At 73.0% G+C, this 16,650-nt stretch carries 13 protein-coding genes; 4 read left to right on the top strand and 9 right to left on the bottom strand.

The features are described from left to right. Positions 1–25 precede the first annotated feature (25 nt). Positions 26–1,540, bottom strand: coding sequence for an MFS transporter (locus ACZ7LV_RS19345; protein WP_471940719.1), 1,515 nt, complete (start codon positions 1,538–1,540; stop codon positions 26–28). Between the two features lie 85 nt (positions 1,541–1,625). Between ACZ7LV_RS19345 and ACZ7LV_RS19340 the strand changes: the two genes are divergently transcribed. Then, entirely contained in the window at positions 1,626–2,021 is a 396-nt protein-coding gene (locus ACZ7LV_RS19340) for a MarR family winged helix-turn-helix transcriptional regulator (RefSeq protein WP_471940717.1), read from the top strand. Positions 2,022–2,114: 93 nt separating this feature from the next. On the opposite strand, the gene ACZ7LV_RS19335 is transcribed toward ACZ7LV_RS19340, so the two are convergent. The 5 genes from ACZ7LV_RS19335 to ACZ7LV_RS19315 form a co-directional block, all read right to left on the bottom strand. After that, positions 2,115–2,855 (bottom strand): maleylpyruvate isomerase family mycothiol-dependent enzyme, encoded by a 741-nt coding sequence (locus ACZ7LV_RS19335; protein WP_471940992.1) that lies wholly within the window; start codon positions 2,853–2,855, stop codon positions 2,115–2,117. A gap of 155 nt (positions 2,856–3,010) precedes the next feature. Next, positions 3,011–4,180, bottom strand: a complete 1,170-nt coding sequence (locus tag ACZ7LV_RS19330; RefSeq protein ID WP_471940716.1) for an MFS transporter — start codon at positions 4,178–4,180, stop codon at positions 3,011–3,013. A gap of 183 nt (positions 4,181–4,363) precedes the next feature. Beyond that, positions 4,364–5,611, bottom strand: coding sequence for a vWA domain-containing protein (locus tag ACZ7LV_RS19325; RefSeq protein WP_471940715.1), 1,248 nt, complete (start codon positions 5,609–5,611; stop codon positions 4,364–4,366). After that, positions 5,608–6,852, bottom strand: coding sequence for an AAA family ATPase (locus tag ACZ7LV_RS19320; RefSeq protein ID WP_471940713.1), 1,245 nt, complete (start codon positions 6,850–6,852; stop codon positions 5,608–5,610). Before ACZ7LV_RS19320 ends, ACZ7LV_RS19325 begins: the two co-directional genes overlap by 4 nt. 83 nt (positions 6,853–6,935) lie before the next feature. Next, on the bottom strand, positions 6,936–8,543 hold the full coding sequence (locus tag ACZ7LV_RS19315) for a hypothetical protein (RefSeq protein ID WP_471940712.1): 1,608 nt from the start codon (positions 8,541–8,543) through the stop codon (positions 6,936–6,938). Positions 8,544–8,766: 223 nt separating this feature from the next. Here ACZ7LV_RS19315 and ACZ7LV_RS19310 point away from each other — a divergent pair, with 223 nt between their 5' ends. Next, positions 8,767–10,221 (top strand): glyceraldehyde-3-phosphate dehydrogenase, encoded by a 1,455-nt coding sequence (locus tag ACZ7LV_RS19310; protein WP_471940711.1) that lies wholly within the window; start codon positions 8,767–8,769, stop codon positions 10,219–10,221. Between the two features lie 493 nt (positions 10,222–10,714). On the opposite strand, the gene ACZ7LV_RS19305 is transcribed toward ACZ7LV_RS19310, so the two are convergent. After that, positions 10,715–11,302, bottom strand: a complete 588-nt coding sequence (locus tag ACZ7LV_RS19305; protein ID WP_471940710.1) for an alpha/beta fold hydrolase — start codon at positions 11,300–11,302, stop codon at positions 10,715–10,717. 236 nt (positions 11,303–11,538) lie between these two features. Here ACZ7LV_RS19305 and ACZ7LV_RS19300 point away from each other — a divergent pair, with 236 nt between their 5' ends. Next, positions 11,539–12,828, top strand: coding sequence for a phosphodiester glycosidase family protein (locus ACZ7LV_RS19300; RefSeq protein ID WP_471940708.1), 1,290 nt, complete (start codon positions 11,539–11,541; stop codon positions 12,826–12,828). A gap of 48 nt (positions 12,829–12,876) precedes the next feature. On the opposite strand, the gene ACZ7LV_RS19295 is transcribed toward ACZ7LV_RS19300, so the two are convergent. Both ACZ7LV_RS19295 and ACZ7LV_RS19290 read right to left on the bottom strand, forming a co-directional pair. Next, on the bottom strand, positions 12,877–14,706 hold the full coding sequence (locus tag ACZ7LV_RS19295; RefSeq protein ID WP_471940707.1) for a glycoside hydrolase family 15 protein: 1,830 nt from the start codon (positions 14,704–14,706) through the stop codon (positions 12,877–12,879). Positions 14,707–14,794: 88 nt separating this feature from the next. Continuing rightward, a complete protein-coding gene (locus tag ACZ7LV_RS19290) occupies positions 14,795–15,574 on the bottom strand; it encodes a DeoR/GlpR family DNA-binding transcription regulator (RefSeq protein WP_471940706.1) in 780 nt (259 codons plus the stop codon). Positions 15,575–15,701: 127 nt separating this feature from the next. Here ACZ7LV_RS19290 and ACZ7LV_RS19285 point away from each other — a divergent pair, with 127 nt between their 5' ends. Next, positions 15,702–16,577: an SIS domain-containing protein gene (locus ACZ7LV_RS19285; protein ID WP_471940704.1), complete on the top strand. Its 876-nt coding sequence runs from the start codon at positions 15,702–15,704 to the stop codon at positions 16,575–16,577. Positions 16,578–16,650 lie beyond the last annotated feature (73 nt).

The following is a 16,650-nucleotide window of genomic DNA, read 5'->3' as shown; positions in this document are numbered from 1 at the left end:
GGTCGCGGACCGGTACCGCCCTCCGCTAGTCGCGGATGGGCACCCGCTCCGTCTCCGCCTCCGTCTCGGTCGCCGTCTCCTTCACCGTGGGCCGGGTGTCGGACCGGGCGACCACCACCGTGTGCCGTGCGCCCGTCGTGCGACGCAGCCCGGACAGGGCGATCAGCAGTCCGGCGACGGCGATGCCCGTCACCACGATCAGGCCGGGCCGGTAGCTGTCGAGGACGGCCTGGGGCGTGGGGTCGGCCGGTGCTCCCGCGGTCACCACCGCCGTCACCACGGCGAGGAAGATCGCGCCACCGACCTGCACGGACGTGTTGAGCAGACCGGAGACCATGCCCTGTTCGTGGTCGTCGACGCCGTTGGTGGCCTGGATGTTGAGTGAGGGGAAGACCAGCGCGCAGGCCGCGCCGATCAGCAGCATGCTCGGCAGGATGGCGGCGGCGTAGGCCGGGTCGAGGTCGATGCCGAGGAAGAGGGCGTAGCCGACGACCATGAGCGCGAAGCCCGCCGCGAGCAGCCGTTGGGTGCCGAACCGGTCCACGATCGAGCCGACGCTCGTCGAGGACAGCGCCACCAGCGCGCCCGCCGGCAGGAACGCGAGCGCCGTGTGCAGCGCGGACCAGCCGAGCAGGGACTGCATGTACAGCGTGACGAGGAACTGGAAGCCGACGTAGGAGCCGAAGAAGGTCATGGCGGCGAGTTGGGCGCGGATCTGGGTGCCCGAGCGGAGCACGCCGAGCCGGATCAGCGGTCCGGGCGAGCGCCGCTCGACCATGACGAACACGGTCAGCAGGACGGCGATCGCGAGGAAGGACAGCAGCGTCCGGGCGGAGGTCCAGCCGGCCTCGGGTGCCTGGACCACGGTGAAGACCAGCAGCAGCATCGAGGCGGTGCCGAGGACGGCGCCGGGGATGTCGTAGCCGTTGTGGTCGCGTTCGCGGGGGGTGCGCGGCAGCAGCCTCAGGCCGGCGATCAGGGCGACGAGGGCGACGGGCGCGGGCAGCAGCATGGTCAGGCGCCAACTGGCCTCGGTGAGCAGGCCGGAGAGCACCAGGCCCATCGAGAAGCCGGTGGCGGCGCAGGTGGTGTAGATGGACAGGGCGCGGTTGCGCAGCGGGCCCTGGGGAAACGTCGTGGTGATGATCGACAGGCCGGCCGGGGCCGTGAAGGCCGCGCTCAGGCCCTTGATGAAGCGGCTGGCGATCAGCAGCGGGCCGGAGTCGACGAGGCCGCCGAGCAGGGAGGCGAGGGCGAAGACACCGAGGGCCACCAGGAAGACCTGGCGCCGGCCGAGCAGGTCGGCGGCCCGGCCGCCGAGGAGCAGCAGACCGCCGTAGCCCAGGATGTAGCCGCTGACGACCCACTGCAGGGACGAGGTGGACAGGCCGAGGTCGGCACCTATGGACGGCAGGGCGACGCCGACCATCGACACGTCCAGCGCATCGAGGAACATCGCGGCGCAGAGCACCAGGAGGGTGCCCCACAGGCGCGGGGTCCAGCGTCCCTCGGACGCCGAAGGGGTGAGCGGAGAGGTCATGCCGGAGACACTACATGCGCATGCATTCAATGCAAATGCATTTAATGTCGATGCAACAAATTCATCTCTCTGCTACGGTGCGGTCATGGCGGCGGAGAAGGCCGAGCAGGCGCTCGTGGACCAGTGGCGGGACATCCTGGGGCTGCACGCGCGCACGCAGTGCGAGATAGACCGCGCCCTGCATCAACACGGCCTGTGCGCCAGCGACTTCGAGGTGCTCGACGTGCTGGCCGTCGGCTCGACGGCCGACACTGGCTCGTGCGCGCTGCGGGTCCAGGAGATCTCCGAGCGGGTCCACCTCAGCCAGAGCGCGTTGTCCCGGCTGGTCGCCCGGCTGGAGAAGGACGGACTCCTGGAGCGCGCCATGTGCCCTGAGGACCGGCGCGGCGTCCGCGTCGCGCTCACCGCGAAGGGGCGCGACCTGCACGGCGAGGTGCTGCCGGTGCAGCGGGCGGTGCTGAGCCGGATGCTGACGGGCTGATCCGCGCCCGAAGGCTGGTCCGGGTGTGCGGGCGTTCAGGACTCCAGGTGCCCGGGTGCTGGAGCGTCGGCCGCGCCCGGGCGAGGGGTGGCGTCAGCTCCAGACGATCGCGGACTTCTCCCGCCACAGCTCCGCCGGCGCGCTGTCCCCGACGACCGCGGGGAACGGCAGCCGGTTCCACAGCGACAGATAGAGCCGCGCGGCCGGCCCGCTGATCTCGCAGTCGGCGGCACCGGCGTCGCCCGGCTCCGTCACGGGCGGCTCGGCGGAAAGTCGTACGGTCCACACCGCGTCGTCCCTGTCGGTCGCCCGCACCCGCAGCACCCGTGGCTCGTCGGTGCGCACGGCGCTCCTGCGGCGCCCGTGGAAGCCGCGCAGCAACTCGTCGATGCCGTCCACCGCGAACTCGGCGGCGATCTCCGCGCCCGTGCCGCCCCGTGCCGCCTCCGCGTCGACGCGGTGCACGGCCGTCTCGTGTGCCTGCCGTCGGGCCCAGCACGCCAGCGGCGACGGCGCCGGCAGCACCTGCCAGCACTCCACGTCGGCCGGGGCGGCGGCGAGCGTGTCGACGAGCCGGCGGTGCCCCTCCTCGTACCAGTGCAGCAGGTCCTCGCCGTCCAGGGCGGGCAGTTCACCGCCGGGCCGGTACGAGGTCCGCGCCTCGGCGACGAAGTCGCTCGCCCAGCGATGCACCATGCCCGTGTGCCGCAGCAGGTCCCTGACCTGCCACTCCGGGCAGGTCGGCACCTTGGCGCCGGTCCCGGCCTCGGCGGCGGCCGTGGCGAGCAGCCGGCCCTCGCGGTCGAGGATGTGGATGAAGTCCGCGGTCTCCATGCGGGTGAGTCTGCCGTACGGAGCGAGGGCGTGGGGGAGTTGGGGCCTGCCGGACGGCACGTTGCCGGGGTCGCGGTGGTTTCTGCGGGACGGCACGTTGCCGGGGTCGCGGTGGCATCTGCCGGCGCCGTGCGGGGCGCCCCGCGCCCGCGTCCTCACCCTTCGCCCACCTTGCGGGTGGCCACCCCGATCAGCGTGGCGATCCCGGCCAGCACCGCCACGCTGGTCAGCGCGGTCGGGAGGGAGAACCAGTCGGCCATGAACCCGATCGCGGGCGGGCCGAGCAGCATGCCGCCGTACCCGAGTGTCGAGGCGGTGGCGACGCCGCTCGGGCCGGCGAACGCGCCCGCGCGTTCCACGGCCACGGGGAAGAGGTTGGCGAGTCCGAGTCCGGCGATCGCGAAACCGAGGAGCGCCGCCCACAGGGTGTCCGACAGCGCGCCGACCAGCATCCCGGCCGCGGCGGTCGCGCCGCCGGCGACGACGGTACGGGTGCGGCCGAGGCGTTCGAGCAGCGCGGTGCCGCTGAGCCGGCCCACCGTCATGGCCAGCGCGAAGCAGGAGTAGCCCACCGCCGCCACTCCGGCCGAGGCGTGCAGGTCCTGTTCGAGGTGCAGGGCACCCCAGTCCGCCAGCGCGCCCTCGCCGTAGGCCGTGCACAGGGCGATGAGGCCGAAGACGAGCACGAGTCCCCTGGTCCTCCGGGCCATCCGGGGGCGGGTGCCGGCGTCGTGCGCGATCCGCTCCGGTGGCACGGGCGGTGCGATGCGCAGCAGCGTGGGTCCCGCAAGGGCCGTGACCAGCAGACCGACACACGTGAGTCCGAGCAGGTGCCGGGTGGGGCTGAGGGACCCCGCGACCAGCGCGCCGAGGCCGGCGCCGACCATGCCGCCGAGGCTGAACGCGGCGTGGAAGCTCGGCATCACCGGGCGTCGCAGGGCGGCGACGAGGTCGACGGCGGCGCTGTTGAAGGCGACGTTGATCCCGCCGTAGGCCGCGCCGAAGAGCAGCAGGACGGCGCCGAGGGCCGGTGCGGAGTGGGTGAGCGGCGGCAGGGCGACGCTGAGGGAGAGCAGGACCGCGCAGACGACGGTCACCGGGTGGCTGCCGAAGCGCCGGCACAGGCGCCCCGTGAGCGTCATCGTGATCACCGCGCCGGCGGAGACGCCCAGCAGAGCGAGCCCCAGGGTGCTCGCGGTGGCGTTCGTCTGCTCCTTGATCGCGGGGATACGGACGACCCAGCCTGCGAAGATGAAGCCGTCGAGGGCGAAGAAGCTGGTCAGGACGGTGCGTAGGCGGGTGAGGTCGTTGCCCCTGCCCGGCACGGCGCTGTGCGAACGGGGTTTGTTTATTAGCGGCACAAAATGAGGTTAGGTCGATGACGGGGAGGGAGGCAAGGGCCGAGGAGGGGCGGGGAGGCAAGGGGAGGGGCGGTGGCGCGGACGGCGGGTCGAGGGGCCCGGTGCTCGGCGTGGCCGGGCGGGTGCCTGGCCGATGACCATCGGTGCCTAGCCGATGACCACCACGCGGGCCCACTCCGGTGGCGAGTCCGGGACGTAGTCGGGGTCGTCCTCGCCGTCCCTCGGCCGTCGGCTCGAGTCCGGCCGGGGGAACAGGCCCACCACGGTCCGGCACGGTGGTCGCGAACTCGGCCAGGGCGTCTGGCCGTCGGTCAGCACCACGACGACGTCCGGTCGGGGCCGGGTGCGCAGCGCCCCCGCGAAGCCCGTGCGCAGATCCGTGCCGCCACCGCCCACCAGCGGGATGCCCTCGGCGCGGCAGAGCGGGTGCACGACCTGGGCGGCGGCGTCGCACGACAGCACGGTGACCAGGTCCCGCCGCCCGCCCACCGCACGCGTGATCGCGGTGACCTCACGCAGCGCGCTGCCCAACTCGGCGTCACTGACAGAGCTGGAGGTGTCGACGACCACGCACACGCGGGGTGGCCGGCGGCGCAGGCTCGGCAGGACGGCGCCGGGCACCGCGGTCGAACGCCGCGAGGGGCGGCCGTATGTGTAGTCCTCGCCGACGCCGGGTCCCGAGGTCGCCGAGCGGACCGCCGCGCCGAGCAACTCCCGCCAGGGCTGCGGTGGTTGAAAGGCCTCTTCGGCCCATCTCCGCCAGCCCCGCGGGGTGTCGCCGGGGCGCCCGGTGATGCCCTGGGCCACCCGGAACCGCACCGCGTCCCGCTCCTGCGCGCTGAGGCCGTGGGCGCCGTCCGGCCCCAGGTCCCAGGCCCGTTCCCGGCCGTCGGCGCCGCTGCCGCAGTCCAGCCAGGCGAAGCTCTGGGTGCGCGGCCCGAGTCGGAACTGGCGCAGATAGTCCTCCATCAGCTGCCCCTCGGGCAGCAGCAGGGTCGCGGGTTCCACGGCTCCCTCGGGCCGTACCAGCCCGTCGCCGAACACGTCGTCGTTGATCTCCAGGTCCGCGGCGATGTTCATGCGCAGCCGCTCGCCAGCCCCGGTCAGCCCGTGCCGGCGCGCGACCCGGTCACTGCGCCCGTGGTGGTCACGCAGCAGATGCGACACCTCGTGCACCCATACGCCGGCCAGTTCCTCGACCGGGGTACGGTCCACGAACGCCGGTGACACGTAGCAGCGCCAGTGCGTGTCGACCGCCATGGTCGGCACCTGCCGGGACTCCAAGGGGTGCAGGGCGAACAGGGCGGTCGCCAGATACGGCCGCGCCCGGGCGGCCTGCAGCCGGGCGGCGAGCAGTTTGTCGAGGTCGAGGCCGCCCGGCGGGGGCGCGCTCACCGGCCCGCCTTCGCGGTGAGCTCGGCCGCTCGGGCGGCGGCCCGGTCCGCGCGCCGGGACAGCGTCACCACCCCGGCGAGCCGCTCGATCGACGCCGGGACGTCCCAGTCCTCCTGGCGCAGCGAGGCGAGCGTCGTCGCGGGCACCACGACCAGGTCGGGTGCTCCGGTCTCCACCGCCTGGACGAGCAGCGACCAGGCCGCGTCCCAGCGGGCCCGGTCCGCGCGCTTGCGGACGGCCGCCACCACCCCGTCCAGCACGGCCTGGCGCAGATCGCCCCGCTCGGGCAGCACGGCACCCGCCGGGTCGGCGAGCAGCACCTCGGGATCCGGGAGGTCCATCCGGTCCAGGCTCGCGAGCAACTCCAGCCCCGGACCGTCCCCGACGGCTCCCCTGACCAGCAGGGACAGTACGTCCCGGGAGGATCCGGCGGCGGTCGCGAAGGCGATCAGGCGCAGGGTCGCCTCCCAGCTGCGGGGCGACGGCCAGGGCCCGCCCCGGCGCGTCTCGTTGCCGGGCAGCCGGTGCACGAGTCCCGGGCGGGCGGCGAGGAGCCCGCACACCGCCCGGCGTGCGAAGTCCACGGCGTACGGCAGCTTCTCCGGGGCGAGCCGGGGCAGTGTCGCCCTCGGCCACGTCCCGCCGAGACCGCGTACGACGACGTCCTGGTCGTGGGTCCACCACAGGTGCACGAACCGGTTGGCCAGCGGTGCGCTCAGTTCCCAGCCGTCGGCGGCGGAGGAGCGGGGATTGGCCGCGGCCACGATGCGAACCTCGGGCGGCAACCGCAGGGCGCCGACCCGTCGTTCGAGGACCAGGCGGAGCAGAGCCGCCTGCACGGCGGGCGCGGCGGTGGACAACTCGTCGAGGAACAGCAGGCCCCGGCCCGCGCGTACGAGGCGCACCGCCCAGTCCGGCGGTGCCATCGGGACGCCCTGCGTGGCGGGATCGTCACCGACGACGGGCAGTCCGGAGAAGTCGGACGGCTCGTGCACGCTGGCGATGACCGTGGTCAGCGGCAGGTCCAGGGAGTCGGCCAGCTGGGTCAGGGCCGCGGTCTTGCCGATCCCCGGCTCGCCCCACAGCAGTACGGGCAGGTCGGCCGACACGGCCAGGGCCAGGGCCTCCAGCTGGGTGTCGGGGCGGGGTTCGGTGGTGGTGTCGCGGAGGAGCGCCACCAGGGCGTCGGCTACGGCCAGTGGGGAGTCGGGGGCCGAGGCGGAGTGCATGCGTGTGGACATGTGTGATCACCTTGGGGGCAGGTCGGACGGGGTCGGGTCACCGGGAGCCGTCGGGCGGCCGAGGGCCCGGTGTCAGTGACGGCTCACGGACGGGTCGCGTGGCGCGGGTGCGTGCGGTGGTCGCGGGGGCGTCGGCGGTGCCAGGGCGGGGTGACGGGCTCGGATCCGTACAGGCCGGCCTCGTACGGACCTGACCCGTACGGCCTGGAACCGTACGGACCTGACCCGTACGGGCCGGAACCGTACGGACCTGACCCGTGCAGGCCGGACCTGTACATGCTGTAGACGATCCGCTGCCGGGCGGCGGCCTCCAGTTCCTGGCGTGCCGTGTCGACGGCCCGGAGGCAGGGCAGGGGAGTGCCGGTCAGCTCGGCGAGCAGTTCCTCCCGGCGGATCTCGGTCGGGTCGTGGTCCAGGGGGGTCAGTACTCCGTCGACCAGGCCGATACGGTGCCGGGCTCCCCGGCAGTCCACGAGGTGCGGTTGCTCCGCCAGGCCTGGAGCCCGTGCCGACGGGGGCGTCGGTGAGTGGTCCGGCAGCAGTGCCGAGGCGACCAGCGGGTGCAGCCGGTCGGCCTCGATCAGGCCGGCGCGGAGCAGTGCCAGGTCGGGGAGCACCCAGGTCGCGGCGTCGGGCAGCACCGGCAGCGCGGAGGTGTCACGGGCCGTCGACGCGGTCCAGGTCCGCGGCGCAGGCAGTTCCGGTCCGCAGTCCAGGACCAGGCGCCGCCGTGCGCCGATCCGCACGGCGACGGAGCCGGTGGAGCGGCCCTCCGCCCGGAGCAGGATCGCTGCCTCGTCGGCCCACCGGTCGACGGCCCAGCCGCGCTCCCCCTCGTCGGAACGCGCGCCGGGCGGCAGATCGGCCCCGGACCGGGTCCGTAGTTCGTCCGTCCGGCGCGCGTCCCACAGGTGCCGGTGCAGGTCGAGCCGGAAGCGACGGCTGGGGTGCGGGTGCGGGTGACTGCGGGCACTCGCGTCGACGGGATGCCCGCGGGCCGCGCCGGAATCCCACCCCTCTGCGCGCATGTCCGTGCGGTCACCGCCACCGGGCGTCGAGGAGGCACCGGCATTCGTGCGGTCACGCGCATCGGCCCCCGGGCGGGCGCCGGCGTCCGTGGGATCGCCTCCACCGGGCGTCGGGCGGGCACCGTCACCCGCCTCGGCCGTCGGGAGGTGCCCCGCGCCCACGCGGTCGCCCGGATCCGTACGGAGACCTGAACCCGTATCCGCACGGGCATCCGACCCCCTCCCGGGGCCCGCCCCCGCCCCGCCCCACACCGCAAGGCTGATCCGTTGTCCCGCGTCCGCCCAGGCCGGGGCGGTGCGGGCCACCAGGTGAACCGGGTCGGCGCCTTCGTCTCCGGTGTCGTACCGGGCAAGGGCCACGGTCAGGCCGGGTCGCAGCAGACCGTCGGGTGCGGTCCTCGGCATGTGCCAGCGCAGCAGGTCCGGGGCCAGATGGCGAAGGTCGGCGCGGAGCAGACGCGCCGGCTCGCGGCCGTAAGCACGCGCCACGGCGCGCAGGTTGAGGTCGACGTCGATGCCCGCGGCGGCGCATGCCCCGGCCCAGTCCCCGGCACGGCGGCGGGCGGTCGCGGTCTCGATCATGGACGGCGGCACGGCGAACTCGCGCACGCGCAGCCAGAGGGAAAGGCGGGAATCGCCGTTCGCGGCGGTGGGAGTGCTCATCAGCACTCACCTTGCGCGGACGGGACCCCCAATCTGCCAAGGGAGTGAGTCGTCATCGCGGGCGAGCGTAGCGCCGCCCCGATCCGGCCGCCACGCATTTTTGAACCGGGCGGGCCGGAGAACGAACCGGGCGGGCCGGAGAACGCCGCGCAACCACCCGGTGAATGAGCGAAACGACGGTGTGGTTAGCATATGAGCGCCACCTAGCTCGAAAGATAGGCCCGTGACGATCAACGACGACTCGTTCACCAACTGGAAGAACCGCGAGGAGATCGCGGAGTCGATGATTCCGATCATCGGGAAGCTGCACCGCGAGCGGGACGTCACCGTCCTGCTGCACAGCCGCTCCTTGGTGAACAAGTCGGTCATCAGCATCCTCAAAGTCCACCGGTTCGCCCGCCAGATCGCAGGCGCCGAGCTCTCGGTCACCGAGACGATGCCCTTCCTCCAGGCGCTGACCACCCTCGACCTCGGCCCGTCCCAGATCGACATCGGCATGCTCGCGGCCACGTACATGGCCGACGACCGGGGCCTGAGCGTCGCGGAGTTCACCGCGGAGGCCGTCGCCGGCGCCACCGGTGCCGACCGGGCCGAGCGGCGTGAGCCGCGCGACGTCGTCCTCTACGGCTTCGGCCGCATCGGCCGCCTCGTCGCCCGCCTGCTGATCGAGAAGGCCGGCTCGGGCAACGGACTGCGGCTGCGCGCGGTCGTCGTCCGGGGCGGCGGTGGCCGGGCCGACGAGGACCTCGTCAAGCGGGCCTCGCTGCTGCGCCGGGACTCCATCCACGGCCAGTTCCAGGGCACGATCACCGTCGACGAGGCGAGCAGCACGATCGTCGCCAACGGCAACGAGATCAAGGTGATCTACTCCGACGACCCGACGTCGGTGGACTACACGGCGTACGGCATCAAGAACGCCATCCTCATCGACAACACCGGCAAGTGGCGCGACCGCGAGGGCCTGTCCAAGCACCTGCGGCCGGGCATCGACAAGGTCGTGCTGACCGCCCCCGGCAAGGGCGACGTGCCCAACATCGTGCACGGCGTCAACCACGACATGCTCAAGCCGGACGAGAACATCCTGTCCTGCGCGTCCTGCACCACCAACGCGATCGTCCCGCCGCTGAAGGCGATGGAGGACGAGTTCGGCGTGCTGCGCGGCCACGTGGAGACCGTCCACTCGTTCACCAACGACCAGAACCTGCTGGACAACCACCACAAGGCCGACCGCCGCGGCCGTTCCGCGCCGCTGAACATGGTGATCACCGAGACCGGCGCCGCCTCCGCCGTCGCCAAGGCGTTGCCCGAGCTGAAGGCCAAGATCACCGGCAGCTCGATCCGCGTCCCCGTGCCGGACGTCTCGATCGCGATCCTCAACCTGCAACTCGCGCGCGAGACCACCCGCGAGGAGGTCCTCGACCACCTCCGCGAGGTGTCCCTGACCTCGCCGCTCAAGCGCCAGATCGACTTCACCAGCGCCCCCGACGCGGTCTCCAGCGACTTCATCGGCTCGCGCCACGCCTCGATCGTCGACGCCGGCGCCACCAAGGTCGAGGGCGACAACGCGATCCTCTACCTCTGGTACGACAACGAGTTCGGCTACTCCTGCCAGGTCGTCCGGGTCGTCCAGTACGTCTCCGGCGTCGAGTACCCGACCTACCCGGCACCGGTCGCCTGACCCGCCGCACGCCGCACGCCGCACGCCGCGCGACGCCCGGACCGAGTTTCGCCACGGTCCGGGCGTCGGCGTGCTCACCGGGGCGACGGCTCCGGTGAGCACGGTCGTGTGGACGACACGGTGACGGCGTACCTGGTCGGCGGGCGGGTCCCGGCGGCGGATGTGCGGTACGCAGGAGGCAGCAGCCGCCGTAGCTCCCGCGCGCCCGCGACGGGCATGACAGATTCGTGCGCCGAGGCCACCAGGAGCACAGGCGGCACGCCCGCGCCACCGAGGGGCGTGCGGCGGGCCGGGCGATGATGCCAGTGGGCGCAGGTGGACGTTTCCATGCCGGTCAGTACCGGCCGGGGGTCGACACGGCGGGTGCGACGGATGTCCGTCAGGACGCGGGCAGGCGTCGGCGCCGGCCCGGCGGCGCACTTGACGATCCGGTTCGCCGCCTCGTAGTTGCGTGAGGCGGCGCCGTCGAAGGGTGACGCCGGGCGCAGGCCCGTCACCGTGCCGTCCCGCAGGTGGGCGCGCAGTGCGTCGGCGAGCCCCGACCGGCGTTCGGTGCGGCCCAGGGCGCGGTACACCGCCCGGTCGAACCCGGCCGCCCAGAACTCCCTCCACCGGCCTTCGAGCCAGCTCCCGCCGCACCCGCAGGTTGACCTCCCGGACCGCCGCCGCATTTTCGCCCAGCCCGAAGCGGCCCGCGTGCGCGGCCGTCAAGGCGAAGAAGGTGTCGCGCGAGCACCATCCGGTCCACCCGCCGGGGGAACAGGGCCGCGTAGGCCGCGCCGAGACGGCTGCCGTACGAGACGCCCAGGAAGCTCGCCGACCGCTCGCCGAGCGCGGCGCGGATCGCGTCCACGTCGCGAGCGGTCTGCTCGGTGGACAGGTGCGCCGTCATGCCGGCCGAGCCCGCCGCGCGGTCGTCGGCGGTCTTGCGCAGCGAGGCCAGGTACGCGCGTTCCGCCGCCCGGCCCACCGGCACCGGGTCCGCGCCGGGGCTGTCGAGGAGCGCCGCGTCGCCGTCCTGGAAGCGGGCGAACTGGTCGACATCGGCTTGGCCGATCAGGTACTGGACGCGCCTCGGCACATCCCTACCCTGTCCCTCATGACGAACACAGAGCGCCTGGCGGCACGGAGTTGACGGCCCGTCGCCTGATGCCCGACCGGGCCGAGGCTCTTCACCGGCAGGCAACGCGTCGTTACCCGTGGCCGTCACCTCCCGGCCAACTTGCCCCGCTGTGGCAGTGGTTGTTAACCCACGCGGTGGTATGGGGCCAACTGGCGAAGCGGTGGCTGTTGCCTGTGGCTCGGACCCTCGCGAGCATGACAACGACCAGAGCCGGACTGTCCCGTGTCGCCGCGGCCACCGCCGCGGCCCTCGCCCTCCTGGCCGCCCCCTCCGCCCAGGCCGCTTCTCCTGCTCAGGCCGCAACCGCCGCCCAGGCCGCCCCCGTGGCCCGGACCCTGCCTCTCGGCGACGCCGACCTGGTGGAGACCCGCACGAGCCAGACCCTGGCCCGCGGCGTCACCCTCACCCGTATCGTCCGGGGCACCGAGCCCGCGCCGGCCGACGAGATCAACACCACGACCCGCGGTCCCTGGGTGGTCAACGTCCTGACCATCGACCCCCGCAAGGCGCGCGGCCACCTGGAGGCCACCTACGGCCCCGACCTCGCCCGCACCGAGAAGACCACCGACCTCGTCCGCGCCTCCGGGGCGCTGGTGGGCGTCAACGCCTCCTTCTTCACCTTCACCGCCAACCCGCAGTACCCGGGTGACCCGGTCGGGCTCGGTCTGTACGGCGGCAAGCTGCTCAGCGAGCCGTCCAGCGACCCCGCCGAGGTCAACCTCGTCGTCGACTCCCGCACCGACCGGGTCGTCATGGGCAAGCTGAGCTGGTCGGGCAGCGTGCACAACCGGGCCACCGGGGCGAGCCTGCCGCTGGAGTTCCTCAACCATCCGCCGGTCGTCCCCGCCGGGTGCACCACGCTGCCGGACCAGACCCAGTGCACGCAGCCCGGTGACGTCGTGCGCTTCACGCCCGAGTTCGCCGCGGCCACCCCGCCCGGCGCCGGTGCCGAGGTCGTCCTCGACCGGCGTGGCTGTGTCGTCCGTACCTCCACCACCCGGGGCACGCAGCTGACCACCGGTCAGACGTCCCTCCAGGCGACCGGTCGTGAGACGGCCTCGCTGCTGCAGGTGGCGGGCGAGGACTGCCTGCGGACCCGTTCCGACCTGGTCGACGAGCAGGGCCGGCGGGTCGCGCTGCACAGCGGCCTGACCGGCGTCAACGGCCGCTACCGGCTGACCGCCGAGGGCGAGATCGTCGTCCCGGACGGCACGGGCAGCTTCTTCGACCGCAACCCCCGCACCGTCGGCGGCACCACGAAGGACGGCCGGATCGTCCTCGCGACCATCGACGGCCGGATGACCAGCAGCGTCGGCACCACCATGGACGAGACCGCCGCCGTCGCCCACGCGCTCGGCATGCACGACGCGATCAACCTCGACGGCGGCGGCTCCACCGCCATGTCCGTCCGCGGCGAACTGGTGAACCGGCCGAGCGGCACCACCGAGCGGCTCGTCGGCGACGCCCTGATCCTGCGCGACTGACCCCGCCGTCGCTCCCGCTGACCGGCCGGCGCCCGTGCGCCCGGCCGGTCAGCCGAGGGCCTTGTCCAGGTTGAACGCCGCGCTGATCAGCGCGAGATGGGTGAACGCCTGCGGGAAGTTGCCCTGCTGCTGGCCGGTGTGGCTGATCTCCTCGGCGTACAGGCCGAGATGGTTGGCGTAGGTGAGCATCTTCTCGAACGCCAACCGTGCCTCTTCCACCCGCCCGGCGTGGACCATCGCCTCGACGTACCAGAACGAGCAGATCGAGAACGTGCCCTCGTCGCCGCGCAGCCCGTCGGGGCTGGCCCGCGGGTCGTAGCGGTAGACCAGCGAGTCGGACACCAGGTCCTCGGTGAGGACGTCCAGCGTGGACAGCCACTTGGGGTCGGTGGGCGCGATGAACTTCGACAGCGGCATCATCAGGACCGCCGCGTCCAGCACCTCGTCGTCCTCGTGCTGGACGAAGGCCTGACGCCGCTCGGACCAGCCATGGCTCATGATCCGCCGGTAGATGGTGTCCCGTACGCCCCGCCACCGCACGATGTCCGCGGGCAGCCCGCGCCGGGTGGCCATCCGGATGGCCCGCTCGATGGCCACCCAGCACATCAGGCGCGAGTAGAGGAAGTTCTTGCGGCCGCCGCGGGTCTCCCAGACCCCCTCGTCGGGCTGGTCCCAGTTCTCGCACACCCAGTCGACCAGGGCGCACACGTCGTCCCACTGGGCGCTGGAGATCGGCTGCGCCCACTTGTCGTACAGGTAGATGGAGTCGATCAGCGCACCGTAGATGTCGAGCTGGAGCTGGTCGGCGGCGGCGTTGCCGATCCGTACCGGGGTCGCGCCCTCGTGCCCCTCCAGATGGCCGAGTTCCCGCTCGGGCAGGTCGGTGCGGCCGTCGATGCCGTACATGATCTGCAGCGGGCCCGACGGCTTGCCGTCTCCCGGGGTGATGTGCCGCGTCACGAACTTCATGAACGCGTCGGCCTCGCCGGTGAAGCCCAGCCGCAGCAGCGCGTACACACAGAAGGCGGCGTCACGTACCCACACGTACCGGTAGTCCCAGTTGCGTTCGCCGCCCAGCTGCTCGGGCAGGCTGGTCGTCGGCGCGGCCACGATCGCGCCGGTGGGCGCGTAGGTGAGCAGCTTCAGGGTGAGCGCCGAGCGGTGCACCATCTCCCGCCACCGGCCGCGGTACTTGGACGCGGACAGCCAGCGCCGCCAGTACGCCACCGTCGCCGAGAACTGCTCCTCCGCCTCCCGGCTGGGACAGCAGCGCGGAGCCACGTCCTCGCCGACCTGGTCCAGCGCGAACACCGCCGACTCGCCCTCGGAGAGCTTGAAGTCGGCGCGGGCGTCGATACCGGCGGCGTCCAGGGGCACCGTGGAGGTGAGGCCGAGGGACAGGTCGCCCGACTCGAAGACCGCCACGTCTTTCACCATGCGCAGGGTGTGCGGCTTGGTGCCGTAGTCGAAGCGCGGTGCCACCCGGGCGCGGAACGGGATCGCGCCGCGCACGCACACCACCCGCCGGATCAGCCGGTGCCGCTCCGCCTCGGCGGCCCCGGTGATCGGCATGAAGTCCTGCACCTCGCCGACGCCGTCCTCGGTGAAGAAGCGGGTGATCAGGACGTTGGTGTCGGGGAAGTAGAACTGCTTGGTCCGCGCGGGCACGGAGGCCGCCAGCTCGAAGCAGCCGCCCCGCTCCGCGTCCAGGATCGACGCGAAGACGCTCGGCGCGTCGAACGCGGAACAGCAGTACCAGTCGATCGTGCCGTTGGAGCCGACCAGGGCGACGCTGCGCAGATCGCCGATCAGCCCGTGCTCGGAGATCGGCAGATACCCGGAGTGCCCGGGCGCCGTCCCACGCGGTGTCCCGTCCATCGCAGCCTCCCGCAACCGGCCCGCCTGCGTCTCTCCAGCTTAGGCGCGATCGGACGAGGTGGCGGGACGACAAGGGCCTGCTGGGGGGTCAGACCGCCACCACCGTCACTCCCGCCTCCTCGAAGCGCCGCACCGTCTCCTCGTCCGCCGCCGAGTCCGTGACCAACGTGTCCACCAGTTCGGTGCCGCAGATCCGGGCGAAGGCGCGTCGTCCCAGCTTGCTGGAGTCGGCCGCGACGACCACCCGCTCGGCGCGCTCGCACAGCAGCCGGTTGATCGCGGCCTCCGCCTCGTCGTGCGCCGCCGCCCCGTCCGTGACGTGCAGTCCGACGACCCCGAGCACCGCCACGTCCAGCGTGATCTGGCTCAGCACCCCGTCCGCGAGCGGACCGATCAGCTCGTACGACTGCGCCCGCGCGACCCCGCCCGTCACCACGATCTTGAACTGCGGGCGCACCGCCAGTTCGTTGGCGATGTTCAGCGCGTTGGTGACGACGGTCAGCGCGGGCGCCCCGCTGGCGAGGTCGCCGCGCACGGCCAGGGCCCGCGCCACCTCGGTGGTGGTCGTGCCACCGGTCAGCCCCACCGCCTCCCCGGGCGCGACCAGATCGGCGACCGCCTGGGCGATGCGCTGCTTCTCGGAGGCGCGGCGGGCGGTCTTGTAGCGCAGCGGCAGTTCGTACGAGACTCCGTGCACGACCGCGCCACCCCGGGTGCGGACCAGCATCTGCTGCTCGGCGAGCCGGTCGAAGTCCCGGCGGATCGTCGCGGCCGACACCTCCAGTTCCGCCGCCGCCTCCTCCACGTCCAGCCGGCCGCGCTCGACGAGCAGTTCCAGCAGCGCCTTCCAGCGGGCGTCCCGCGACATCCGCACCTCCCTGCACGTTCCTCGATACCGGTGACCCTAGCGCAGCCAGTGATCGGCAGAATGCTTGATTCTGCTCGAAAAGGCGCTGTATCTTGCAGGAACAATCAAACGCAGGGAGGGGTACGGCATGACGCATGTCGAGGACGAGCTGCGCAGCCAGCCCGAGTGCTGGACCCGGGCCGCCGCGCTCGCGCCGGAGCACCGCAAGGCACTGCCGGCCCCGGGGGAGAGGGTCGCGATCGTCGGATGCGGCACCTCGTACTTCATGGCGCAGTCCGTCGCGGCGCTGCGCGAGGAGGCGGGCCAGGGCGAGACGGACGCCTTCGCCGCCTCGGAGTTCCCCCGCGGCCGCGGCTACGACCGGATCCTCGCCCTGAGCCGCTCGGGCACCACCACCGAGGTGCTCGACCTGCTCCGTACGGTGCACGGACGCACCCGCACCTCCGCGATCACCGCCGACCCGCACACGCCCGTCATGGCCGCCGCCGACGACGTCGTCGTCCTCGACTTCGCCGACGAGCGCTCGGTCGTGCAGACCCGCTTCGCCACCACCGCCCTCACCCTGCTCCGCGCCCACCTCGGCCGGCACACCGACGCCGTCGTCACCGACGCCCGCACCGCACTCGACGCCGAGCTGCCCGAAGGGCTGGTGGAGCGCGGCCAGTTCACCTTCCTCGGCACCGGCTGGAGTGTGGGACTCGCCCACGAGGCCGCCTTGAAGATGCGCGAGGCGGCCCAGGCGTGGACGGAGTCCTACCCGGCGATGGAGTACCGGCACGGCCCCCTCAGCATCACCACCGAGGGCACCGCGACCTGGATGCTCGGACCCGCCCCCGACGGGCTCGCGGAGCAGGTGAGGGCCACCGGCGGGCAGTGGGTGGCGGGGGGCCTCGACCCGCTCGCCGAACTCGTCCTCGCCCAGCGCCTCGCCGTGGCCGTGGCGACGGCCCGCGGCCTCGACCCCGACCGGCCCCGCCACCTCACCCGCTCGGTGATCCTCTGAGAGCCGCCCGCGAGGACGGGCCGACGCGCCCCTGCCCGCGTGATCCTCCGCGCACCACCAGCAAGGAGAAGCC

It is taken from the genome of Streptomyces sp. NPDC107562 (assembly GCF_055657325.1).
This window is presented reverse-complemented; position numbering and strand designations above follow the sequence as displayed.

What these genes read in the sequence shown, in the direction of transcription:
- ACZ7LV_RS19340 (WP_471940717.1), top strand. Translation starts at nt 1,626, where the DNA reads ATGGCGGCGGAGAAGGCCGAGCAGGCGCTCGTGGACCAGTGGCGGGAC.
- ACZ7LV_RS19290 (WP_471940706.1), bottom strand. Translation starts at nt 15,574, where the DNA reads ATGTCGCGGGACGCCCGCTGGAAGGCGCTGCTGGAACTGCTCGTCGAG.
- ACZ7LV_RS19300 (WP_471940708.1), top strand. Translation starts at nt 11,539, where the DNA reads ATGACAACGACCAGAGCCGGACTGTCCCGTGTCGCCGCGGCCACCGCC.
- ACZ7LV_RS19345 (WP_471940719.1), bottom strand. Translation starts at nt 1,540, where the DNA reads ATGACCTCTCCGCTCACCCCTTCGGCGTCCGAGGGACGCTGGACCCCG.
- ACZ7LV_RS19335 (WP_471940992.1), bottom strand. Translation starts at nt 2,855, where the DNA reads ATGGAGACCGCGGACTTCATCCACATCCTCGACCGCGAGGGCCGGCTG.
- ACZ7LV_RS19295 (WP_471940707.1), bottom strand. Translation starts at nt 14,706, where the DNA reads ATGGACGGGACACCGCGTGGGACGGCGCCCGGGCACTCCGGGTATCTG.
- ACZ7LV_RS19320 (WP_471940713.1), bottom strand. Translation starts at nt 6,852, where the DNA reads ATGTCCACACGCATGCACTCCGCCTCGGCCCCCGACTCCCCACTGGCC.
- ACZ7LV_RS19285 (WP_471940704.1), top strand. Translation starts at nt 15,702, where the DNA reads ATGACGCATGTCGAGGACGAGCTGCGCAGCCAGCCCGAGTGCTGGACC.
- ACZ7LV_RS19315 (WP_471940712.1), bottom strand. Translation starts at nt 8,543, where the DNA reads ATGAGCACTCCCACCGCCGCGAACGGCGATTCCCGCCTTTCCCTCTGG.